This is a genomic window from Xanthomonas sp. JAI131 (genome assembly GCF_013410075.1).
Classification (GTDB): domain Bacteria; phylum Pseudomonadota; class Gammaproteobacteria; order Xanthomonadales; family Xanthomonadaceae; genus Xanthomonas_A; species Xanthomonas_A bonasiae.
In genome coordinates this window covers 1,073,078-1,095,697 of the sequence record NZ_JACCCN010000002.1, presented here as the reverse complement: position 1 = coordinate 1,095,697, position 22,620 = coordinate 1,073,078, and the positions used below count along the sequence as shown (strand labels likewise).

The window sequence follows — 22,620 nt, the reverse complement described above, 5'->3', positions numbered from 1 at the left end:
AGTCCGCAGCCTGCCCGGCGCCGCGGTGGCGCCGGGCAGGGCAACGTGGCCTATCCCGATCGCATTCACAGGTTCCAGGGCAAGCGCATGCAACGACGAGAATTCCTGGCAGGCGGCGCGGGCGCCGGCCTGCTGCTGGCGGCGCCGCGGTTGAGCTGGGCGGGCAGCGCGGCGGATGCCGGCATGGCAGGCACCGCCTCCGCCACTGCCGCAGCGGCGGTGCCGGCGCCGACGCTGGCGGCCGATCCGGGCCTGTTCTGCCTGGACGAGGGGTGGCGCTTCCACGAAGGCGACATCCCGTTCCCGCCGATCAGCGGGCAGGACGCCAGCTACGACAACGCCAAGGCGGGCAAGGCCTGGGGCGCGGCCGCGGGCGATTTCGACGACAGCCAATGGCGGCAGCTGCGGCTGCCGCACGATTTCGCCATCGAGCAGCCGATCGAGGCCAGCGCCAATGTCGCGCAAGGCTATCGCCGCCGCGGCATCGCCTGGTACCGGCGCAGCCTGCGGCTGGACGAGGCGCAGCGCGGCAAGGCGCTGGAGCTGCGGTTCGACGGCATTTCCAGCCGCGCCATGGTCTGGGTCAACGGTTTGCTGATGGCGCGTAGCTGGAGCGGCTACGACGGGTTCGCCATCGACCTGAGCGCAATCGCGCGCTACGGCCAGGACCTCAACAGCATCGCGGTACGCGTGGATGCCGAGGCAATGGACGGCTGGTGGTACGAAGGCGCGGGCATCTACCGGCACACCTGGCTGGCGGTGCGCGATGCGCTGCATATCGTCGGCGATGGCGTGCATGCGGTGCCGCGGATCGGCGACGGCGAACGTTGGACGCTGCCGGTTGCGGTCACCGTCGCCAATGCCGGCGAGCAGGCCGACGCGGCGCTGCTGGAGGTGGCGCTGTACGACGCGCACGGCACGCTGCTGGCGCAGGGCAGCAGCGCGTTGCAGGTCGGCGCGCTGGCACAGGCGGTGGCGCAGGTCGAGCTGCAGGTGCAGCGGCCGCAGCGCTGGGACGTGGCCGCGCCGCATCTGTACCGGGTCGCGGCGGTGCTGCGCAGCGCTGGCCGCGAGCGCGACCGCCGCGAATGCGCGATCGGCTTTCGCACGCTGCGCTTCGATGCGCAGCAGGGCTTCTTCCTCAACGAGCGGCCGCTGAAGATCAAGGGCGCCTGCCTGCACCAGGACCATGCCGGGGTCGGCGTGGCGGTGCCCGACAGCCTGCTGGAGTTCCGCATCCGCCGGCTCAAGGCGCTGGGCTGCAATGCGATCCGCCTGCACCACGCGGTGGCCAGCGAGCTGCTCGACGTCTGCGATCGGCTGGGCATGTTGGTGATGGCCGAGAACCGCGTATTCAATCCCGCGCCCGACTACGCCGCGCCGTTGCGCTGGCTGGTGCGCCGCGACCGCAACCGCGCCTGCGTGTTCCTGTGGTCGGTGTTCAACGAGGAACCGATGCAGGGCACTGCCGCCGGCTACCAGATGGTGCGCCGCGCGGTGGCGCTGGTGCGCGAGCTGGACGACAGCCGCCCGGTGACCGCGGCGATGAACGACGGCATGCTGACCCAACGCAATGCGGCCGATGCGGTGGACGTGGTCGGCTTCAACTACCGCCAGTTCAACTACGACCGCGTGCGCGCGGCGATGCCGCACAAGCCGCTGCTGTCCAGCGAGGACACCAGCGCGTTCCAGACCCGCGGCGCCTGGTTCACCGACATGGACGCGCACGTCATCGCCGAGGACGATTCGGTCGCCGCGCCGTGGGGCAACACCCACCGCACGTCGTGGAAACTGATCGACGAGCGTCCCTATCTCGCCGGCAGTTTCGTCTGGACCGGCTTCGACTACCGCGGCGAGCCGACCCCGTTCGAATGGCCGTCGGTGTCCTCGTTCTTCGGCATCATGGATCTGTGCGGTTTCCCGAAAGGCGCCTACTGGCTGCGTCAGGCGCAGTGGATCGACGCTGCACCGGTGCTGCAGCTGCTGCCGCACTGGAACTGGCCGGGCCGCGAAGGTACGCCGATCAAGGTGATGGCGTTCTGCAACGCGCAGCAGGTGGAGCTGTGGCTCAACGGGCAGTCGCAGGGGCGGCAGGCGGTGGACCGGATCGAAATGAATGCCTGGCAGGTGGCGTACGCGCCGGGCGTGCTGGAGGCGGTGGCCTATCGCGATGGCCGCGAAGTGGCGCGGCAGCGGGTGCAGACGGTCGGCGCGCCGGTCGCGCTGCGGCTGACCCCGGACCGCGCGCGGATGCGCGGCGACGGCCGCGACGCGCAGCCGATCACCCTGGAAGCGGTGGACGCGCAGGGCCGCCACGTGCCGTTCGCCGATGCGCAGATCGCGCTGCGGGTCGACGGCGGGCGCCTGCTCGGCGTCGGCAATGGCGATCCGAATCGGCACGCGGCCGACAACGTGCCGCAGGTGCAGTTGTTCAACGGCCTGGCGCAGGCCATCGTCGAGGCCGGCACCGGCCAGCGCCGGCTGCGCATCGAGGCGCGCGCGCCGGGCCTGCGGGCTGCGCAGGCCACGATCGGCCTGGATGCGGTGGCTTTGCCGCCGTCGCTGCCGCCGGCCGCCGCGGCGATGGTGGTGCCCGGCTGGCGGCGCACGCTGCCGTTCGCCGCGCCGCCGGATCCGGCGCTGCCGCGCGCGCCCAACGACAACAACAGCTGGAGCTTCTGCCAGCCGGGCAACCTGGAGACCCGCGCCGAGCGCGATGGCTATGTGCTGTACCGCACCGCGTTCACCCCGTGGGCCGGGATCCAGCAGCGCGGCGGGGTGCTGCGGCTGGGGCGCGCGACCGGCGCGGCGCAGGTGTATCTGGACCGGAAGCTGGTCGCCCGGGTGGCTGCGGGGCAGCATGCGCAACTGCGCTTGCCGCCTGCGGACGGCGAACGGGTGCTGGCGGTGGTGATGCAGGTGACGGCCGGAATGCCTTTCGGCTTCGACGATGTCGCGATAGTGGAGTATTGACCGAATGAAGCGAGTTTTCCGCCATGCCTTCCCGCACGCACGTGCCTGGATGCGCTTCGTGCGCGCGTTGCCGGTCCCCGGGCAGGCCGCGCTGCTGCTGGCCTGCATGCTGCTGGCGCCGGCCGCGGTTGCGGCACCCGTACAGGACGCGCAAGGCGACGCCGCGCGCGGCGTACTGTTGCGCACGCTCGGTCCGCGCGCGGCCGCGCTGACCCTGCAACGGCAGCCGCGCGGCAACGGCAACGACTGGTATCAGGTCGCCGCCGACGCCGGCACGCTGCGCGTGTCCGGGTCCTCGGAAGTGGCGCTGGCGCATGGCGCGTACAGCTATCTGCAATCGATCGGCGCCGCCTCGGTGAGCTGGGAGGGCAGCCGGGTCGCGCTGCCTGCCGCGTATGCCGATTTCAGCGGGCAGCGCGTGGTCACGCCGTTCGCCTACCGCGCCTATCTCAACGTGTGCACCTACGGCTACACCACGCCATGGTGGGACTGGGCGCGCTGGGAACGCGAGATCGACTGGATGGCGCTGCATGGCGTCGACATGCCGCTGGCGATGGAAGGTCAGGACTACGTGTGGCAGGCGTTGTGGCGCGAGTTCGGGGTGAGCGACGCGGACCTGGCGCAGTATTTCTCCGGCCCGGCGTTCGCGCCGTGGCAGCGCATGGGCAACATCGAAGGCTACGACGCGCCGCTGCCGCAGCAGTGGATCGACGACAAGCATGCGCTGCAGCTGCGCATCCTGCAGCGCATGCGCGCGCTGGGCATGAAGCCGGTGTTGCCGGCCTTCGCCGGCTACGTGCCGAAGGCGTTCGCGCAGGCGCATCCGCAGGCGCGCATCTACCGCATGCGCGCCTGGGAGGGCTTCCACGAAACCTATTGGCTGGATCCGGCCGATCCGCTGTTCGCCAGGATCGCGCAGCGTTTCATCGAGCTCTACGACCGCACTTACGGCAAGGGCACCTATTACCTGGCCGATGCGTTCAACGAGATGCTGCCGCCGATCGCCGCCGACGGCAGCGACGCGCGCCTGGCCAGCTACGGCGACAGCACTGCCAACACGGCCAAGACCACGCCGCCCGAGGTGCCGCCGGCACAGCGCGACAAGCGCCTGGCCGACTACGGCCGTGCGCTCTACGCATCGATCCATCGCGCCAATCCCGACGCGGTGTGGGTGATGCAGGGCTGGCTGTTCGGCGCCGACCGCCATTTCTGGACGCCGCAGGCGATCGCCGCGTTCCTGCGCGAGGTACCCAACGACAAGCTGCTGGTGCTGGACATCGGCAACGATCGCTACCCGGGCACCTGGAAGCTGTCCGACGCGTTCGACGGCAAGCAGTGGATCTACGGCTACGTGCACAACTACGGCGGCAGCAATCCGGTGTACGGCGACCTGGCGTTCTACCGCGACGACCTGCGCGCGCTGCTCGCCGACAAGGACAAGCAGCAGCTGGTCGGCTTCGGCGCGTTCCCCGAAGGCCTGCACAACAACTCGGTGGTCTACGAGTACATGTATGCGCTGGCCTGGGGCGGGCAGGAGCGTTCGCTGCAGGACTGGCTCGGCGACTACACCCGCGCCCGCTACGGGCATACCTCGCCGGCGCTGCGCGCGGCCTGGGACGACCTGCAGGCCTCGGTGCTATCGACCCGCTACTGGACGCCGCGCTGGTGGCGCAGCCGCGCCGGCGCCTACCTGCTGTTCAAGCGGCCGACGCTGGACATCGGCGAATTCGAAGGCGCGCCCGGCGATCCGCCGCGCCTGCGCCGCGCGCTGGAGCAACTGCTGGCGCTGGCGCCGGAGTACGCCGACGCGCCGCTGTACCGCTACGACCTGGTCGACTTCGCCCGCCACTACGCCACCGGCCGCGTGGATGCGCAGTTGCAGCAGGCGGTGGCTGCGTACAGGCGCGGCGACGTCGCCGCCGGCGATGCCGCCTTCGCCCGCGTGCAGGCGGCGGTGCAGCAGCTCGACGTCCTGATCGGCGGCCAGCAGGAAACCCTGTCGAGCTGGCTCGACGATGCCGCCGGCTACGCGAAGACGCCGCAGGACGCGGCCTACTACCGGCGCGACGCCAAGGCGCAGGTCAGCGTGTGGGGCGGCGAGGGCAATCTCGGCGACTACGCATCCAAGGCCTGGCAGGGCATGTACGCCGACTACTACCTGCCGCGCTGGGCGCTGGCGATGCAGGCGCTGCGGGCGGCGGCGGTCGGCGGCGGCAGCGTGGACGAGGCGGCGCTGCAGCAGCGACTGCGCGCCTGGGAGCGGGACTGGGTGAAGCGCGAGACACCCTACGCACGGCAAGCGCCGGCCGATCCGGTCGCCGCGGTGCGCACGCTGCTGCAGCAGGTGGATGCCCGATGAGCGCCGCTTCCGCGACCATTCCCGCCGCGCTGCCGTCGCGCGAACGCTTCCTGTCGCTGGACGTGTTCCGCGGCCTGACCATCTTCCTGATGATCCTGGTCAACACGCCCGGTGCCGGCGCCGATGCGTTCGTGCAACTGCGGCACGCGCCGTGGTTCGGCTTCACCGCCGCCGACCTGGTGTTCCCGTCGTTCCTGTTCGCGGTCGGCAACGCGATGAGCTTCGCGCTGGACCGCGGCCAGCCGCTCGGCGCGTTCCTGCGCCGGGTCGGCAAGCGCAGCGCGCTGATCTTCCTGCTCGGCTTCCTGATGTACTGGTTCCCGTTCGTGCACCAGGGCGCCGACGGCAGCTGGAGCTTCACCGCGATCGACCAGACCCGGGTGCCGGGCGTGCTGCAGCGCATCGCGCTGTGCTATGCGCTGGCCGCGCTGCTGTGCCGCTGGTTGCCGCCGCGCGGCCTGCTGGCCGCCTGCGTCGCGCTCCTGCTCGGCTACTGGGCGGCGCTGTACCTGTGGGGCCAGCCGGGCGCGGAACTGAGCAAGCTCGGCAACGCCGGCACGCGCCTGGACCTGTGGCTGCTGGATCCGGCGCAGCTGTACCGCAAGGACGGCGGCTTCGATCCGGAAGGCCTGCTCGGTACGCTGCCGGCCACGGTGAATGTCGTCGCCGGCTACCTGACCGGTCTGTACGTGCGCCGCGTCGGCAAGCAGGCGCGCACGGTGCGCTGGCTGCTGCTGGCCGGCATCGCGCTGGCGCTGCTGGCGCTGGCCTGGCAGCCGTGGTTCCCGCTGGCCAAGAAGCTGTGGACCGGCTCGTTCGTGCTGCTGACCGTGGGCCTGGATCTGCTGCTGCTGGGCGCGCTGCTGTGGGCGATCGAAGTGCGCCAGTGGCGGGCCGGCAGCGGCTTCTTCACCGTGCTCGGGCGCAATCCATTGGCGATCTACCTGTTTTCCGAACTGTTCGTGATCGCCCTGCGGCTGGTCCCGGCCGGCGACAGCGGGTTCGACCTATACCAATGGCTGGGCATCGCCGTGTTCCAGCGGTGGTTGCCGGGACCCTGGGGCAGCCTGGCGTGCGCCCTGGCCTACACCCTGCTGTGCTGGGCGGTGGGCTGGTGGATGGACCGGCGGCGGCTGTACCTGCGGCTCTGACCCGGCGTGCACAGGCCGCGGATTGGTACTATATTGGACATAATGAATCCATACGGTCCGGAGGGAGCACGATGACCAAGCCCAAGCCGGAGGCCGACCCCAGACTGGCAGGCCTGGCCGTGGACCCGAGCGCGCCGACCCCGCTGTACCTGCAGCTGGCCAGCAAGCTGGTCGAGGCGATCAAGGGCGGCCAGTGGAAGCCGGGCGAGGCCCTGCCGGCCGAGCGCCAGCTGTGCGAGCAACTGCAGGTGTCGCGGGTGACCCTGCGCCAGGCGGTGGATGCGCTGGTCGAACAGGGCCTGGTCTCGCGCCGGCAGGGCGCCGGCACCTTCATCACTTCGCACATCCAGCACCAGCTCAGCGGCCTGGCCAGTTTCAGCGAAACCCTGCGCATGAAGGGCCTGGAGCCGGGCACGCGCTGGCTGGAGCGGCGGGTGCGTCCGGCGCACGGCGAAGAGATCCTGCGCCTGGGCCTGTCGCCCGATACCGTGGTGGCGTCGCTGACCCGCCTGCGCAGCGCCGACGGCCGGGTCATGGCCTACGAGAAGGCGGTGCTGCCGCAACGCACCGTGCCCGATCCGCTGGCCATCGGCGATTCGCTGTACGCCTACCTGGACGCGCAGGGCACCCCGGTGGTGCGCGCGCTGCAGTACTTCCGTGCGATCAACCTGCCGGCGCGGCTGGCCGGGCACCTGGGCATGAAGGAAGGCGAGGCGATCCTGCACGTGGTGCGGGTCGGCTACACCCGCGACGGCAGCGCGATCGAGCTGACCGACACCTATTGCCACAACGACTACTACGACTTCGTCGCCGAACTGCGACGCTGATCGACCGACCCACGCGCCTTTCCGGAGCCCGCCCGCCCATGACCACCGCACGGCCTGCCAGTCCCTTCGCCTCGATCGCCATCGTCGGCCTGCTGTTCTTCATCATCGGCTTCTTCACCTGGATCAACGGCCCGCTGATCACTTTCGTGCGGCTGGCGTTCGACCTCAACGAGGTCAACGCGTTCCTGGTGCTGATGGTGTTCTACCTGTCCTACTTCTTCCTGGCGCTGCCGTCGTCGTGGATCCTCAAGCGCACCGGCATGAAGAAGGGCCTGGCGCTGAGCCTGGTGGTGATGGCGGCGGGCGCGGCGGCGTTCGGCCAGTTCGCCACGCAGCGCTTCTATCCCGGCGCGCTGGCCGGCCTGTTCGTGATCGGCAGCGGCCTGGCGCTGCTGCAGACCGCGATCAATCCCTACATCAGCATCCTCGGCCCGATCGAGAGCGCGGCGCGGCGCATCGCGGTGATGGGCATCTGCAACAAGATCGCCGGCATCCTGGCGCCGTTCCTGATCGGCACGCTGGTGCTGCACGGCGTCGGCGACCTCGCCGCGCAGGTGCAGGCCGCCGATCCGGTGGCCAAGGAAGCGCTGCTGACCGCGTTCGCCGCCAAGATCCACCTGCCGTACCTGGTGATGGCCGGCGTGCTGGTGGTGGTGGCGATCGGCGTGCTGTTCTCGCCGCTGCCGGAACTGAAGGCGTCGGAAGTCAACGCCGCGCCGGTCGGCGCCGGCAGCCCGGCGCAGAAGACCAGCATCTTCCAGTTCCCGCACCTGTGGCTGGGCGTGCTGTGCCTGTTCGTGTACGTGGGCGTGGAAGTGATGGCCGGCGATGCGATCGGCACCTACGGCAACGGCTTCCACCTGCCGCTGGACCACACCAAGCTGTTCACCTCCTACACCCTGGCGGCGATGCTGGCCGGCTACGTGGCCGGCCTGCTGCTGATCCCGACGCTGATCTCGCAAGCGCGCTACCTCAGCATCTCGGCGCTGCTCGGCGTGCTGTTCTCGGCCGGCGCCTATTTCACCCATGGCTACGTGTCGGTGGGCTTCGTCGCCGCGCTCGGCTTCGCCAACGCGATGATGTGGCCGGCGATCTTCCCGCTGGCGATCAAGGGCCTGGGCCGCCACACCGAGATCGGCTCGGCCTTGCTGGTGATGGGCATCGCCGGCGGCGCGATCATCCCGCAGCTGTTCGCGGTGCTGAAGCAGCACTTCGACTTCCAGCTGGTGTTCCTGCTGCTGATGGTGCCGTGCTACCTGTACATCCTGTTCTATTCCCTGGTCGGCCACCGCGCCGGCCAAGCCTCCGCCCGCGCGTGATCGCGCATCATGGGCGTACTTCCCGACGTGCAGGACCGCAGTATGCGTAGACCCACCATCAAAGATGTCGCCGAGCGGGCGCGGGTGTCGTTGAAGACCGTGTCGCGGGTCATCAACAACGAACCGTCGGTGATGCAGGCCACGCGCGCGCGCGTGCTGCACGCCATCGCCGAGCTGGACTACGAACCGGATCCGTCGGCGCGCAACCTGCGCAGCGGCACCCCGTTCGTGATCGGGCTGGTGTACGACAACCCCAATCCGTACCACATCATCGGCGTGCAGAACGGCGTGCTGGCGGCGTGCCGCGAGACCGGCTTCGGCCTGCAGATCCATCCCTGCGATTCGACCTCGCCGATGCTGGCCGAGGAGCTGGCCGAATGGACCCAGCGCTCGCGCCTGGCCGGGCTGGTGCTGACCGCGCCGATGTCCGAGCGCGCCGAGCTGGTCGCGGCGCTGACCGCGCGCGGGATCAAGACCGTGCGCATCATCGCCGCCACCGAAGATCCGAAGGACGGCCCCTGCGTCTACGTCGACGACCGCGATGCGGCCTACGAGGTCACCGAGCATCTGATCCAGCTCGGCCACCAGCGCATCGGCTTCCTGTGGGGCGGCACCTCGCACCGCTCCAGCGGCGAGCGCTACGCCGGCTACGAGGCCGCGCTGAAGGACTACGGCATCACTCTGGACAAGCACCTGGTGGTGCCCGGCGACTACACCTTCGACGACGGCTTCCGCGGCGCGCGGCGGCTGCTGGCGCTGCGCGAGCCGCCGACCGCGATCTTCGGTTCCAACGACGAGATCGCCGCCGGCGTGCTGGCCGCGGCCAAGTCGGCGGGCATGAACGTGCCCTACGACCTGTCCATCGCCGGCTTCGAGGACAGCCCGTTCTCGCGCCAGTCGTGGCCGGCGCTGACCACCGCCAAGCAGGCTACCGAAGACATCGCGCGCCACGCCGCACGGCTGCTGATCAGCCAGCTGCGCAGCGACGCCTATGAAGACCATCCGGCGCCGATGCACAACCAGGGCTTCGTGCCGCAGCTGGTGGTGCGCGGCTCCACCGCGCCGATGCAGCCGCAGTCCCGCCGTTCTCCTTCCCCCGATCCCACATGACCCTGCCCATGGCACTGCCCACCGAAACCGAAACCCTGATGTTCCGCGAAGCCGCGGAAACCGCCGATGTCGTCGCCGCGCAGTTCGCGCGTAACCATGCCGTGGTCAGCGCGCTGGCCGCGGCGTTGCGTGCCGATCCGCCGCCGTTCGTGGTCACCTGCGCGCGCGGCAGTTCCGACCACGCCGCGACCTACGCCAAGTACCTGTTCGAGACCCAGCTCGGCGTGGTCACCGCCTCGGCCTCGCCGTCGGTGGGTTCGGTGTACGAATCGCCGCTGCAGTTGCGCGGCGCGCTGTACGTGGTGATCTCGCAGTCGGGCAAGAGCCCGGACCTGCTGCGCAACGCCGAGGCGGCCAAGGCCGCCGGCGCGCGCGTGGTAGCGCTGGTCAACGTCGAGGATTCGCCGCTGGCGCAGCTGGCCGACACCGTGATCGCGCTCGGCGCCGGCCCGGAGAAGAGCGTGGCCGCGACCAAGAGCTACCTGGCCTCGCTGGCGGCGATCCTGCAGCTCGGCGCGCACTGGAAGAACGATGCGGCCCTGCTCGCCGCGCTCGACACGCTGCCGCAGGCGCTGCGCGCCGCGTGGCAGGCCGATTGGCGCCCGCTCACCGACGGCCTGGTCGATGCGCACAACCTGTTCGTGCTCGGCCGCGGTTTGGGCCTGGCCGCGGCGCAGGAAGCGGCGTTGAAGTTCAAGGAAACCTGCGGCCTGCATGCCGAGGCCTACAGCTCGGCGGAAGTGAAGCACGGGCCGATGGCGCTGGTCGGCCCCGGCTTCCCGGTGCTGGCCTTCGCCCAGCCGGACGAAACCGGCGCCGGCACCCGCAGCCTGGCCGAGGAGTTCCGCGGCCGCGGCGCGCAGGTGTGGCTGGCCAGCGCCGACGGCGACCTGCCGCTGGTCGCCGCGCCGCACCCGGTGTGCGCGCCGCTGCTGACCATCCAGAGTTTCTACCGCGCGATCAACGCGCTGGCGCTGCGCCGCGGCTACAACCCGGACCTGCCGCCGCATCTGAACAAAGTGACGGAGACGGTGTAATGACGACGACGGCGCTGCGCAATGCGCGCGTGCTCGGTGCGGATGGATTCCTCGACGGCGTGAGCGTGTTGCTGCAGGACGGGCGCATCGCCGCGCTGCTCGACGACGGCGACGCGCGCGTGGCGGCGGCGACGACGCAGCTGGACCTGGGCGGCGGCACGCTGCTGCCGGGGTTCATCGACGTGCAGGTCAACGGCGGCGGCGGCGTGCTGTTCAACAACAGCACCGACGTCGAGGCGCTGCGCCGCATCGGCCAGGCGCATCGCCGCTACGGCACTACCGGCTACCTGCCGACGCTGATCAGCGACGATGTCGAGGTGATGCGCGCGGCGATCGCCGCGACCCGCGAGGCCATCGCCGCCGGCGTGCCGGGCGTGCTCGGCATCCACCTGGAAGGGCCGTACCTGGCGCCGGCGCGCAAGGGCACCCACAACGTGGACAAGTTCCGCGTGCCCGATGCCGCCGAACTGGCGCTGGCCACCTCGCTGGACAACGGCGTCACCCTGATCACGCTGGCCCCGGAACGGCTGCCGGTCGACAGCATCCGCACGCTGGCCGCTGCCGGCGCGCGCGTGTTCGCCGGCCACACCGCCGGCAGCTACGACGAGATCCGTGCCGGCCTGGATGCGGGCGTGTGCGGCTTCACCCATCTGTACAACGCGATGTCGCCGTTGCAGGGACGCGATCCCGGTGCGGTCGGCGCCGCGCTGGAAGACCGCCACGCCTGGTGCGGGCTGATCGTCGACGGCGTGCACGTGCATCCGGCCAGCCTGCGCGTGGCGCTGGCAGCCAAGCCGCGCGGCACGCTGTTCCTGGTCACCGATGCGATGCCGATGGTCGGCGCCGACAGCCCCAGCTTCGACCTGTACGGCGAAACCATCACCGAGGTGGACGGCGTGGTGCGCAACGCGGCCGGCGCGCTGGCCGGTTCGGCGCTGGACATGGCCAGCGCGGTCCGCAACAGCGTGCAATGGCTGGGCGTGAGCCTGGACGAAGCCGCACGCATGGCTTCGCTGTATCCGGCGCAATGCCTGGGCCTGGACGACCGCTACGGCCGCATCGCGCCCGGCTACCAGGCCGACCTGGTGCTGCTCGACGACGCGCTGCAGGTGCGGCAGACCTGGATCGCGGGGGCGGTGGAATAATCGGCGGCGTTGCCGAGCGTGCGCCGCGCGCGTCCGCCCTCGCGCAAGCGGGTGGCGTTCGTTGCCGGCGTGCCGGCGATTTCGATCCAGGTGTGGGAGCGACTCCAGTCGCGACGCGCTGCGCCGTGAACGCCGATCGCACCCAAGCGAAAAGCCCTCTAGCCTGAGCCGATGCCTACCGCCGGTTCCGACCTGTTCGCCTTGCCGCCGCGCGACGGCCTGCACCGGCTGACGTTGCGCGACGGCCGCGACGCGATCTGCAAACGCCGCCGCGCGATGCCGGCCGATTTCTTCGCCGCCGAAGTGCGCGGCCTGGACGCGCTGCGCGCAGCGGGTGGTCTCCGCGTGCCGCAGGTGTACGCGCAGGGCGAAGACTGGTTGCTGCTCGAAGACCTGGGAGCGGCGGTCCCGCATCCGCACTTCGCCCGGCTCGCCGGCGAGGGCCTGGCACGCCAGCACCGCGTAAGCGGCGGCCACTTCGGTTTCGACCACGACGGCTACATCGGCGACAGTCCGCAGGACAATGGCGCCGACAGCGACGGGCATCGCTTCTTCGTCGAACGGCGGCTGCGCCCGCAGGCCGAGCGCGCGCTGCGCAATGCTGCACTGGTTCCCGCGGACATGGCGCGCCTGGAACGCCTGTGCGTACGCCTGCCGCAACTGATTCCAACGCAGCCGCCGATGCTGCTGCACGGCGATCTATGGCAGGGCAACCTGCATTGCGCCGGCGACGGCCTGCCGGCGCTGATCGACGCCGGCGCGGCGCACTACGGCTGGGCCGAGGCCGAACTGGCGATGCTGACGCTGTTCGGCGAACCCGATCCGCAGCTGCTGCGCAGCTACGCCGAACACGCGCCGTTGGCGAAGGATTGGCGCGAACGCGCGCCGCTGTACAACCTCTACCATCTGCTCAATCACCTCAACCTGTTCGGTGATGGCTATCTGCAAGCGGTGCGTGCGGTGCTGGCGCGGTATTGATGGCGGTTCGCTGTGTGTGTGCAGTTGGCATATTCGACGCGGCATCTGCGGCCGCTAGCCAATTGTAGGAGCGGCTTCAGCCGCGACGGGCTTTACCGGTAGCGCCCGTCGCGGCTGAAGCCGCTCCTACAGGGGCGTCCTGTAGACAGATAGGCGTCGCGGAACAGGCCGCGTCACTCCGCAGGCGTGCCGCGCGCCGCGGCGATCGCCTTGATCCGCGCCTTCGCCAGCGCCTCGCCGATCTGCGGGCCGCTCAGGCCCTGCGCGGCCAGGTCGCGCGCGTTGACCGCCAGTGCCGCAGCGTGCAGGCGCTGCAGTTCGCGGCCCTGCGGGTAGTCGGCGTCCTCGTTGCCGAGGCGGCCGCGCTTGTCGGCCTCGCATACCAGCGCCAGCTGCGCGATGCGTTCGGGCTTGCGGAAGCCGTCGCAGCGCTGCAGCAGTTCGTGCACGGTGCGGTCGCGCAACTCGGCCAGGCGATGCACGTTCAAGTGCTCGCGGCAGGCGATCTCGGCCAGCTGGCGGTGTTCCTGCGGCAGCTTCAGCCGTTCGCACAGCGCGCGCAGCGGGGCGACGCCGCGCTGTTCGTGCATCACGTGCTTCGGCCATTCCGCTTGCGGGGTCAGCGCCTTGCCCAGGTCGTGGGTCAGCGCGGCGAAGCCGATCAGCGCATCGCCCGGCGCCAGCCGCGCGGCCATGTCGCTGACCAATTCCTGGTGGCGGCCGGTATCGATCTCGGGATGGTACTCGGCGCGCTGCGGCACGCCGTACAGCGCCTCAAGTTCCGGCAGCACGCTGCGCAGCGCATCGGCATCGTGCAGCGTGCGCAGGAACGCCGACGGCTGCGCCGAGGCCAGGCTGCGGCGCAGCTCCTGCCACACGCGCTCGGGCACCAGCGTGTCCAGTTCGCCGCTGGCCGCCATCTCGCGCATCAGCGCCAGGGTCTCCGGCGCCACACTGAAACCGAGCGGCGCCAGCCGCGCCATGAAACGCGCCGCACGCAGCACGCGCAGCGGGTCCTCGCCGAAGGCCGGGCCGATGTGGCGCAGCACGCGCCGCTCGATGTCGCGCGCGCCACCGTAGGGATCGACCAGCGCGCCGCTGTCCTCGTCGCGGGCGATCGCGTTGATGGTGAAGTCGCGCCGCTGCAGGTCTTCTTCCAGCGTCACCGACGGGTCGGCGTCGACCACGAAGCCGTGGTAGCCGCGCCCGGATTTGCGCTCGGTGCGTGCCAGCGCGTACTCCTCGCCGCTGTGCGGATGCAGGAACACCGGGAAATCGCGTCCGACCTGTTTGTAGCCCAGGTCCAGCATCTGCTGCGGCGTGGCGCCGACCACGACCCAGTCGCGGTCGCCGGGCGGTTGCCCGAGCAGGCTGTCGCGGACGGCGCCGCCGACGAGGTAGATGTTCATGAGCCGGGATTCGGGAGTGGGGATTCGGGATTGGCAAGAGCGGGTTCGCTGCGTCTGAAGACACAGCGGCATGCGGGCGACAGTCTCGTCGCGGTCGTGCGCGGTGCGCCGTTGCGATTCCCCATTCCCTATTCCCGATTCCCGGCCGCGGCCCCAGCCGCGGCCACACACACGAACTTCTTGCGCGGCGCGTCCAGCTTGCCGAGCATGCGGTCGCTGACCGGCAGCGCGTCGCCGTTGAGGCGCCAGTCGTAGATCACGCTGAAGGCGAGGATGCGCGCGACGTATTCGCGGGTTTCCTTGTAGCTGATCGTCTCGATCCAGAAGTCGGCGTCGTGGCCGGGGCGCTGGGTCTGCCAGCGCGCCGCCGGGCCGGGGCCGGCGTTGTAGGCGGCGATGGTCAGGTAGGGCAGGCCGTAGGTGTTCAACAGCTGGCGCAGGTAGGCGGTGCCGATGGCGATGTTGGTGTCCGGGTCGTACAGGCTGGCGGCGCCGCCGTAGCCGGCCAGGCCGAGGTTCCTGGCCACGCTGGCGCCGGTGGCCGGCAATACCTGCATCAGGCCCATTGCGTTGGCCGGCGAGCGCGCGTTCGGGTTGAAGATGCTCTCGGCGCGGATCTCGGCGGCGACCCAGGCCGGGTCGATCGCGTTCTTGCCCGCTTCGCGGCGGATGGTGGCGTCGTGGTGCAGCGGGAAGCGCAGCGAATACAGGCGCTGCTCGTCGGGCAGCTTGCCCAGCGCGAACACCGCGCGGTCGAACCAGCCGTTGTCGCGCGCCACTTCCACCGCGATGCGCCGCTGGGTGTCGTCGAAGCGGGTCAGCGCGTCGTTCCATTCGGCCACGGCCCATGCCGCACGGTCGATCTTGAACAGTTCCAGCGCGCGCACCAGTGCCGGATCGCGGGCGACGGCGGCCTGCGCCTGCGCACTGTCGTTGGGTTCCCACGGGCATAGCGCGTAGGGCTGCTTGAGCCGGTCGGCGGCCATGAAGCCGTGGAAGGTGGCGGACTTGGCGGCCTCGCGGTACAGCCGCTGCGCCTCGCCGGCATTGCCGGTCTTCTCCGCCAGCCGCGCCTCGAAATACTGCCAGCGCGAATCGTTGCGCTGCGCCGGCGCCATCTTGCGGATCGCCGCCAGCGCCGCCGGCCAGTCGCCGCGCGCCATCGCCTCGCGCGTGCGCCATTCGTGCAGGCGTTCGTCGTAGGCGGACTCGGGTACCGCGTTGAGCCGGCGCGCCGAATCCGATCCGTACGAGGCCACCGTCCACAACGCGATCTGGTACAGCACCTCGCCGCGCTGCGCCTCGCTCAGCTGCAGCGCCTGGGCGAACTGCGGCAACTGCCGCTCGGCCGCGTCGGGATCGGTCTTGGCCAGTTTCTCCAGGCCGTCCACCGCCACCTTGCGGCTGCGTTCGGTCTTCGGCCAGGTCAGCGCGCGCGCGTGCACCGCGTCCAGGAACGCCGCGTAGTCGTTGGCCAGGGCCAGCTCGGCGGCGGGCAGGCCGCGCGCGGCGCTGCGCATCACCGCCGGCTGCTGCGCATCGGCCGCCGCTTCCACCCGCGCCCAGCGCAGCGTGTCGTTCATCCCGCCGCGCGCCTGCAGCACCGCGAATACCGCATCGCAGGCATCGGGCAGCGACTTGCCGCTGCTGCGCCACAGCGCCTGCGCCTCGTCGATCCATTGCGCGTCGGCACGGCCGGTGGCCTGGCGCGCGTTGAGCTGGGCGCAGCGCAGGCCGGTGTTGTCGGTGGGCTTCCAGTTGGCCAGCAGCGCCGGCCAATCCTGGCGCCGCGCCAGCGCCGGCAGCCACAGCGTGCGGAAGCTTTCGGCCACCGGCTGCCCGGCGTAGCGCTTGAGGAAATCCTGCGCCTGCGCATCGGAGATGCGGTCGATGTTGCGGCGCAGGTTGGCGTATTCGAGCCAGCCGTACAGCGGATGCTGTTTGAATGCGGCCGCTTGCACGGGATCGAACTGGCCGCGCTCGGCGGCGTCGATCGCCGCGCGCAGCGCCGGACGCTGGGCGTCCAGGTTCTGGGCGAGGGCAGGGGCGGTGCCGCACAACGCGGCGGCGAGCAGCAGGAGAGACGTGCGCAATTTCATGCGCGGGACTATACCGAACGCCGATGAATCGACGCGGCAAGGGTTTTGCGGCGTAGCGACGCGAGCGCAGCCGGCAAGGGCGTGGAGAGGGGATGCGCCGTGGTCCGCCGCAGCCTGCGCAGCGCTGTCTGGCGCGGCGTGGGCGCTGGTTGGATCCGGTGCCAGCTGCGCTTGGCCCGACACGGTGCATTGGGCTGTCGCCATGCGCTTTGCGTGCCGCACGCTTGGCGCTGCATCGAGCCGTGTGCGCCCCGCGCCGTCGGAGGCCGCGAGGCGGTGTCGCAAACGGGCGTAGCGGTGCGACGCGTGCAGCCATGTCGCCGGCCGCGTCCGCGCCGGCAAGAACACCGCGCACTTGGCTTCCCGTAGCTCGCCGAGCCGGCCGGCGCGATCGGCATGCGGTTGTCTTCGCCATGTCCCGGTATTCGCTTGCCTGGCGTGCACTGTCCTGCGGTGGCCCGAATCGAGTCCGGGTGGACTGCGCCATGTCTACGAAATCGTCCAGTCGGTCCGGGACTGTCCGAATCGCGGTCCGATTGCTTGCTTAGGGTTTACGTTTTGTTTACAAGGTAGGCCACGCCGTCGCGGTGCAGGGGGTCGCAGCGGCCGACCCACATCCTTTCTGGAGAGAGAGACGGATGAATTGCCTGCACCGCCATCCTTTGGTTTTCGCGGTTTCCTTGTCCTTGCTGGCCGGTTCACCCGCGCTGGCCATCGCCCAGCAGGCCGCGCCCGCTGCCCCCGAGTCCGCCACCACCCTGGACAGCGTCCAGGTCACCGGCACGCGCATCCGCAAGGCCGAGCTGGAGGGGCAAGTGCCGGTGCAGACGCTGAGCCGCGCCGACATCGAACGCACCGGCCTGACCTCGATCGGCGACGTGCTGCAGGAACTGACCGCCTCCGGCTCGGCGTTGAACACCAAGTTCAACTCCTCCGGCAACTTCGGTTTCCCGCCCGACGGCAGCGGCGTCGGCGCCGGTTCGGCGCAGGTGGACCTGCGCCATCTGGGCGCCAAGCGCGTGCTGGTGCTGGTCGACGGCATGCGCTGGGTCAACGAGTCCTCGGCGTCCGGCGTGGGCGCGGCCACCGACCTCAACACCATTCCGCTGGCCATCGTCGAGCGCATCGAGGTGCTGGAAGACGGCGCCTCCTCGCTGTACGGCTCCGACGCGATCGCCGGCGTGGTCAACATCATCACCCGGCGCAAGTTCGACGGCGGCCAGGTCACGCTGAACTACGGCCAGTACGACAAGGGCGACGGCGCCAGCAAGGGCGTGGACCTGGCCTGGGGCCACAGCACCGAACGCACCAGCCTGTTCCTGGGCGCCAGCTACACCAAGCAGGATCCGATCTATGCGCGCGACCGCAAGCAGTCGCTGTATCCGGTGCCCGGCACCGGGCTCAGCTTCGGCAGCTCGGCCACGCCGGACGGCCGCTTCATCTTCGTCGATCCGGTCACCGGCGCCGAGCAGGACCTGACCCCGAACAGCGGCGCCGGCACGCCGACCTACGACGGCAGCGCCGGCTGCACCCGCAGCGACGACTATCACTGCTTCGGCACCGCCGATCGCTACAACTTCGCCGCCTCCAATCTTTTGCTGACCCCGTCCGAGCGCAAGGGCGTGTTCGGCCAGTTCCGCTACTTCTTCAACGACGACGTGCAGTGGTACCTGAAGCTGCTCGGCAACCGCCGCGAGTCGACCAACCAGGCCGCGCCGGAACCGATCTTCCTCGGCCCCGATGCCGGCACCGGCAATCCGCTGGCCGACAACATCGTCATTTCCGCGGCCAATCCGTACAACCCGTTCGGCTTCGACCTGGATTCGTCCAGCAACCTGATCATGATCGGGCGGCGGCCGGTGGAAGGCGGCGCGCGCGTGTTCGAGCAGCGCGTGGACACCCAGTACGTCGGCACCGGCTTCATCGGCAGTTTCGAGAGCGCCGACCGCACCTGGTTCTGGGACGTCAACGGCGCCTACAGCAAGAACAAGGCCGAGCAGACCAACTACGGCAGCTACAACATCTACAACATCAACCTGGCGCTGGGCGACCCGGCCGCCTGCGCGGCGGTGGCCGGCTGCGTGCCGCTGGACATCTTCGGCGGCGCCGGCAGCATCACCCCGGAGATGCTGCGCTGGATCCAGCCGGTGGTGCGCGACCGCAGCCAGAACGAACTGACCCAGTTCACCGCCAACCTCAGCAGCGACCTGTTCACGCTGCCGGCCGGCGCGGTGTCCTTCGCCACCGGCGTGGAGTACCGCAAGTACGAGGGCTGGTACCAGCCGGATCCGCTGACCGTGATCGGCCACTACAACGGCGTGCCGTCGCTGCCGACCGAGGGCAGCTACAACGTCAAGGAGGCCTACCTCGAACTGAGCGTGCCGATCTTCGCCGACTCGCCGCTGGGCGACAAACTGGACCTGAGCCTGGCCGGGCGCTATTCCGACTACTCCACCTTCGGCGGCGAATTCACCCCGAAGTATGGCCTGCGCTGGCAGGTGTCGCCGGACTTCGTGCTGCGCACCAGCTATGCCGAAGGCTTCCGCGCCCCGACCATCGGCGAGCTGTACGGTTCGGCCGCGCGCGCCGACCTGACCCTGTCCGATCCGTGCTCGATCGGCCTCGGTGGCACCGCGCCGCGCGGCAGTGCAGCCAACTGCGCCACGCTCGGCGTGCCGGCCGGCTATCAGCAGGCCAACTCGCAGATCTCGGTGACCACCGGCGGCAACCGCGCGCTGGAGCCGGAGAAGGCGCGCAGCTTCAGCGCCGGCTTCGTGTGGAGTCCGTGGTTCGCCAGCAACGTGCCGTGGTCGGACCGTTTCGACGTCGAGGTGACCTTCTACCGCCACGACATCGACGGCGCGATCCAGGCGATCAACGCGCAGACCCAGCTCGACCTGTGCGTGGACACGCTGGATGCGACCTATTGCGACGGCATCACCCGCGCTTCCACCGGCGGCATCAACGGCTTCAACAACCGCCTGACCAACCTGGGTTCGATCAAGACCGACGGCTGGGACGTGGATCTGTTCTGGACTTCGCCGGAGACCGCGGCCGGGCGCTTCAAGATTGGCTGGCAGAACACCTTCGTCACCCGCTATGTCGCCACCGGCGCCGCCGGCCAGGTGCAGCCGCAGGAACCGGGCGTGGAAGTGGTGGACAGCGCGATCCCGGAGTGGACCAGTAACCTGACCCTGGACTGGTCGTTGAACCGCTGGAACGCCTCGTGGACGGTGCGGCATATTTCCGAACTGACCGAGCAGTGCGGCGACGCGGTGGCGTTCCCGGTGTGTAGCAACCAGGCCGCCGGCACCAACACGCTCGACGCGATCACCTACCACGACGTGCAACTGGGCTACCGCTTCGACTGGCTGAAAGGCCTGACCGTCAGCGGCGGCGTCAACAACGTCTTCGACAAGGATCCGCCGATCTGCCTGTCGTGCTCGCTCAACGGCTACGACGCCTCGACCTACGACATCCCGGGTGGCCGTTATCTGTACGTGCGTGCGGATCTGAAGTTCTAGGGCGCTTCGATCCGCAAGCGGCCACTTGTGGGAGCGACTTCAGTCGCGACGGGCGTTACCGATAAATCCCGTCGCGACCGATGGCTAGGCCACCGGAATCGCTTCCCCAATTCCTTGCGAGCTGCCGCATTTCTGTAGGAGCGGCTTCAGCCGCGACGCTTTACCGGTAAAGCCGGGTCGCGGCTGAAGCCGCTCCTACAGGGAATGCCGCAGCGGCACAGCGAATGCATGCGCACAGAAAACGCAGCAGCTGGCTAGCGCAGCATCGCCTGCGGCACTTCGATCTCGGTCGCCACCGCCAGGTGGTCGGAGAACGCGGCGGGGAGCGCGCGCTGCTCGTTGCAGCGCAGGCCGTCGCTGACCAGGATGTGGTCGATCGCGCGCTGCGGGCGCCAGCTGGGGAAGGTCGGCACCACGCAGCCCGGCGGTTGCAACCGGGTGCGCTTGTACAGGGCCTGCATCTCGGGCCGGTCGGCGACGCAGTTGAAGTCGCCCATCAGCACCGCGTTGGGATGGTCGGACAGCAGTTCGGCGATGAACGCCAGTTGCGAGGCGCGCGAGTTGGCGCCCAGCGACAGGTGCGCCACCGCGATCGCCAATCCTTCCGCGCCGTCGCCGAACTTGGCCAGCAGCACGCCGCGCCCGCCGAGCCGGCCGGGCAGCGGATGGTCCTGCACTTCGACCGGCTCCAGCCGGCTGAGCAGGCCATTGGCGCTGGAGGCCACGCCGCCCATGCGCCGGTTCGGCTGGTGGCTCCAGTAGTTGAAGCCGGCGCGCTCGGCCAGGTAGTGGGTCTGGTTGGTGAAGCCCGAGCGCAGGCTGCCCGGATCGCTTTCCTGCAGGCCGACGATGTCGTGCTCGCGGGCCAGCTGCGCGATCGCATCCAGGCTGCTGCGCTTGCTTCCCGCCGGCAGCGCATGCGACCAGCTGCGGGTCACGTAATCGCTGTAACGGCGCGTGCTGGAGCCGGCCTGGATATTGGCGGTGAGCACGCGCAGCGTGCGGGTGGCGGGGGCGGTCACGGCAGAGCGGCCTGGTGGGAGCGGGAGCTTACTTGGCCAGCGCCGCGCGCTCGCGCGCGATCAGGTGATCGGCGATGCGCAGGATGTCGTCGTAGTTCTTGCCCTTGACCAGGTACTTGCCGTTGACGATCAGCGACGGCGTGCCGCTGATGCCGCTGCGCACGGCGAACTGCTTGGCGCGGTTGGTCTTGCTGCTGACCGCGAAGCTGCCCATGGTGTCGGCGAACTGCTTGGGATCCACGCCGTACTTGGCGTAGAAGCCGGCGATGTCCTGCACCGAATCGCGGCCGCGCTCGCCCTTCAGGGTCTCGTCGACGTGGATCGCCTTGTACAGCGCCTCGTGGGTCTTTTCCTGCACGCCCAACGCCTCGGCGGCGTAGAACGCACGCGCATAGTCGTCCCAGGGGCCGCCGAACATCGCCGGCACGTACACGAAGTGCACATCCGACGGCAGGCCGGCCTTCCACGGGCCGATCAGCGGCTGGAAGCGCGCGCAGGCCGGGCACACGTAGCCGAACACTTCGGCCACTTCGATCTTGCCATTGGTCGGCTGGAACGGCTGGCCGCCCGCGATGTCGACATAGTCGGTGCCGGCGACGGGCTCGGCTCCGCTCGGCGCACGCGCCGCGACCGGCGCGGCCGGCGCATCGGCGGCAGGCTGCGCAGCGGCATCGGTCGTCGGGGTGGAGGCGGTTTCGGCAGTGGCGGCCGGCGCGGTGTCGCTGGCGGCGGGCGCCGCCGGCGCTGCGGCCGGCGCGTCGGCAGCCGGGGCGACGGTGTCGGCAGAGCCGTCCTGGGCCTTGCATGCGACCAGGATCGGCAGCAGGGCCATCAGGGTCAGGGCGAAGCGGGTCTTCATCGGCGACATCTCCAGCAGGATGGGGGGCAAAACGCCTACCGCGCCGAAACGCGCGGCAGGCAACCCCGGCATGATGCCATGGCGTGGATGAAGCGCCGTGTTGCGGGTTCGCGCGGGATTACTTGCCCGCGCGCTCGCGGGCGACAAGCGCATCGGCGATGCGCAGCATGTCCTGGAAATTCTTGCCCTTGACCAGGTACTTGCCGTTGACCACCAGCGCCGGGGTGCCGGGGATGTCGCTGCGCGCGGCGAAGTCGCGCGCGGCCTTGACCTGCGCGGCCACCTGCGGGCTCGCGTAGGCGGCGACGAAGTCCTGCGGCTTGACCCCGTATGCGGCATAGAACGCAGCCAGCTCTTCCGGCGCCACGTTCTGGACCGGCACGCTGTGCTTGTCGTGGATCGCCTCGAACAGGTCGTGGTGGCTGCGGGTCTGCACGCCCAGCTTCTGCGCGGCATAGAAGGCGCTGGCGAAGCTGTCCCAGAAACCGCCGAACGCGGCCGGCACCAGGGTCACCCGCACGTCCTTGCCCTGCTTGCGCGTCCATTCTTCCAGCAGCGGCTCGAAGTGCGCGCAGTGCGGGCAGGTGTAGCCGAACACCTCCACCACTTCGATCTTGCCGGCCAGCGGCGCGAACGGCTGCGGCTTGGCGATCAGCGCGTAGTCCTCGCCTTCGACCAGGGCGGCGGTCTTGGGCTGCGCGCAGGCGCTCAGCGGCAACAGGGTGAGCAGGCACAGCAGCAGGCGGGGCAGACGGTTCATGCGATCTCCATGGCAAAAAACGAACGCCGGTCGTGACGACCGGCGCGA

Annotated in this window: 15 protein-coding genes; 10 read left to right on the top strand and 5 right to left on the bottom strand. The window is 70.0% G+C overall.

The features are described 5' to 3' along the window. Positions 1 to 87: 87 nt before the first annotated feature. The 9 genes from galA (at position 88) to HDC36_RS11320 (ending at position 12,899) form a co-directional block, all read left to right on the top strand. A complete protein-coding gene (gene galA, locus HDC36_RS11360; protein ID WP_179567297.1) occupies positions 88 to 2,973 on the top strand; it encodes a beta-galactosidase GalA in 2,886 nt (961 codons plus the stop codon). Between the two features lie 106 nt (positions 2,974 to 3,079). Further along, positions 3,080 to 5,332 carry an alpha-N-acetylglucosaminidase gene (locus HDC36_RS11355; protein WP_255432735.1) on the top strand — a complete coding sequence of 751 codons (2,253 nt, stop codon included), beginning with the start codon at positions 3,080 to 3,082 and terminating at the stop codon, positions 5,330 to 5,332. Beyond that, positions 5,329 to 6,483, top strand: coding sequence for a heparan-alpha-glucosaminide N-acetyltransferase domain-containing protein (locus HDC36_RS11350; protein WP_179567293.1), 1,155 nt, complete (start codon positions 5,329 to 5,331; stop codon positions 6,481 to 6,483). Before HDC36_RS11355 ends, HDC36_RS11350 begins: the two co-directional genes overlap by 4 nt. 104 nt (positions 6,484 to 6,587) lie before the next feature. Next, positions 6,588 to 7,310 carry a GntR family transcriptional regulator gene (locus HDC36_RS11345; RefSeq protein ID WP_179568040.1) on the top strand — a complete coding sequence of 241 codons (723 nt, stop codon included), beginning with the start codon at positions 6,588 to 6,590 and terminating at the stop codon, positions 7,308 to 7,310. A 38-nt stretch (positions 7,311 to 7,348) separates the two neighbouring features. Next, positions 7,349 to 8,629 carry a sugar MFS transporter gene (locus tag HDC36_RS11340; protein ID WP_179567291.1) on the top strand — a complete coding sequence of 427 codons (1,281 nt, stop codon included), beginning with the start codon at positions 7,349 to 7,351 and terminating at the stop codon, positions 8,627 to 8,629. Between the two features lie 42 nt (positions 8,630 to 8,671). Further along, positions 8,672 to 9,739: a LacI family DNA-binding transcriptional regulator gene (locus HDC36_RS11335; protein ID WP_179567289.1), complete on the top strand. Its 1,068-nt coding sequence runs from the start codon at positions 8,672 to 8,674 to the stop codon at positions 9,737 to 9,739. Between the two features lie 8 nt (positions 9,740 to 9,747). Next, complete coding sequence (locus tag HDC36_RS11330; RefSeq protein ID WP_179568038.1) at positions 9,748 to 10,776, top strand: SIS domain-containing protein; 1,029 nt, start codon at positions 9,748 to 9,750, stop codon at positions 10,774 to 10,776. Next, positions 10,776 to 11,921 carry an N-acetylglucosamine-6-phosphate deacetylase gene (gene nagA, locus HDC36_RS11325; RefSeq protein WP_179567287.1) on the top strand — a complete coding sequence of 382 codons (1,146 nt, stop codon included), beginning with the start codon at positions 10,776 to 10,778 and terminating at the stop codon, positions 11,919 to 11,921. Before HDC36_RS11330 ends, nagA begins: the two co-directional genes overlap by 1 nt. A gap of 171 nt (positions 11,922 to 12,092) precedes the next feature. Next, on the top strand, positions 12,093 to 12,899 hold the full coding sequence (locus HDC36_RS11320) for a fructosamine kinase family protein (protein ID WP_179567285.1): 807 nt from the start codon (positions 12,093 to 12,095) through the stop codon (positions 12,897 to 12,899). A gap of 173 nt (positions 12,900 to 13,072) precedes the next feature. Here HDC36_RS11320 and HDC36_RS11315 read toward each other — a convergent pair whose 3' ends face one another. Further along, entirely contained in the window at positions 13,073 to 14,308 is a 1,236-nt protein-coding gene (locus tag HDC36_RS11315) for a multifunctional CCA addition/repair protein (protein WP_179567283.1), read from the bottom strand. 128 nt (positions 14,309 to 14,436) lie between these two features. Further along, complete coding sequence (locus tag HDC36_RS11310) at positions 14,437 to 16,407, bottom strand: transglycosylase SLT domain-containing protein (protein ID WP_179567281.1); 1,971 nt, start codon at positions 16,405 to 16,407, stop codon at positions 14,437 to 14,439. 638 nt (positions 16,408 to 17,045) lie between these two features. On the opposite strand from HDC36_RS11310, the gene HDC36_RS11305 reads away from it, so the two are divergent. Further along, positions 17,046 to 19,931: a TonB-dependent receptor gene (locus HDC36_RS11305; RefSeq protein ID WP_179567272.1), complete on the top strand. Its 2,886-nt coding sequence runs from the start codon at positions 17,046 to 17,048 to the stop codon at positions 19,929 to 19,931. A 254-nt stretch (positions 19,932 to 20,185) separates the two neighbouring features. On the opposite strand, the gene HDC36_RS11300 is transcribed toward HDC36_RS11305, so the two are convergent. The 3 genes from HDC36_RS11300 to HDC36_RS11290 all read right to left on the bottom strand — a co-directional run bounded on the left by HDC36_RS11300 (position 20,186) and on the right by HDC36_RS11290 (position 22,572). Then, on the bottom strand, positions 20,186 to 20,953 hold the full coding sequence (locus HDC36_RS11300) for an endonuclease/exonuclease/phosphatase family protein (protein ID WP_179567270.1): 768 nt from the start codon (positions 20,951 to 20,953) through the stop codon (positions 20,186 to 20,188). 28 nt (positions 20,954 to 20,981) lie between these two features. Further along, positions 20,982 to 21,812: a thiol:disulfide interchange protein DsbA/DsbL gene (locus tag HDC36_RS11295; protein ID WP_179567268.1), complete on the bottom strand. Its 831-nt coding sequence runs from the start codon at positions 21,810 to 21,812 to the stop codon at positions 20,982 to 20,984. A gap of 118 nt (positions 21,813 to 21,930) precedes the next feature. Beyond that, a complete protein-coding gene (locus HDC36_RS11290) occupies positions 21,931 to 22,572 on the bottom strand; it encodes a thiol:disulfide interchange protein DsbA/DsbL (RefSeq protein WP_179567266.1) in 642 nt (213 codons plus the stop codon). Positions 22,573 to 22,620: the final 48 nt, after the last annotated feature.

Coding starts and splice junctions, on each gene's coding strand:
- galA (WP_179567297.1), top strand. CDS start 88: ATGCAACGACGAGAATTCCTGGCAGGCGGCGCGGGCGCCGGCCTGCTG.
- HDC36_RS11355 (WP_255432735.1), top strand. CDS start 3,080: ATGCTGCTGGCGCCGGCCGCGGTTGCGGCACCCGTACAGGACGCGCAA.
- HDC36_RS11350 (WP_179567293.1), top strand. CDS start 5,329: ATGAGCGCCGCTTCCGCGACCATTCCCGCCGCGCTGCCGTCGCGCGAA.
- HDC36_RS11340 (WP_179567291.1), top strand. CDS start 7,349: ATGACCACCGCACGGCCTGCCAGTCCCTTCGCCTCGATCGCCATCGTC.
- HDC36_RS11335 (WP_179567289.1), top strand. CDS start 8,672: ATGCGTAGACCCACCATCAAAGATGTCGCCGAGCGGGCGCGGGTGTCG.
- HDC36_RS11330 (WP_179568038.1), top strand. CDS start 9,748: ATGGCACTGCCCACCGAAACCGAAACCCTGATGTTCCGCGAAGCCGCG.
- nagA (WP_179567287.1), top strand. CDS start 10,776: ATGACGACGACGGCGCTGCGCAATGCGCGCGTGCTCGGTGCGGATGGA.
- HDC36_RS11320 (WP_179567285.1), top strand. CDS start 12,093: ATGCCTACCGCCGGTTCCGACCTGTTCGCCTTGCCGCCGCGCGACGGC.
- HDC36_RS11315 (WP_179567283.1), bottom strand. CDS start 14,308: ATGAACATCTACCTCGTCGGCGGCGCCGTCCGCGACAGCCTGCTCGGG.
- HDC36_RS11310 (WP_179567281.1), bottom strand. CDS start 16,407: ATGAAATTGCGCACGTCTCTCCTGCTGCTCGCCGCCGCGTTGTGCGGC.
- HDC36_RS11305 (WP_179567272.1), top strand. CDS start 17,046: ATGAATTGCCTGCACCGCCATCCTTTGGTTTTCGCGGTTTCCTTGTCC.
- HDC36_RS11295 (WP_179567268.1), bottom strand. CDS start 21,812: ATGAAGACCCGCTTCGCCCTGACCCTGATGGCCCTGCTGCCGATCCTG.
- HDC36_RS11290 (WP_179567266.1), bottom strand. CDS start 22,572: ATGAACCGTCTGCCCCGCCTGCTGCTGTGCCTGCTCACCCTGTTGCCG.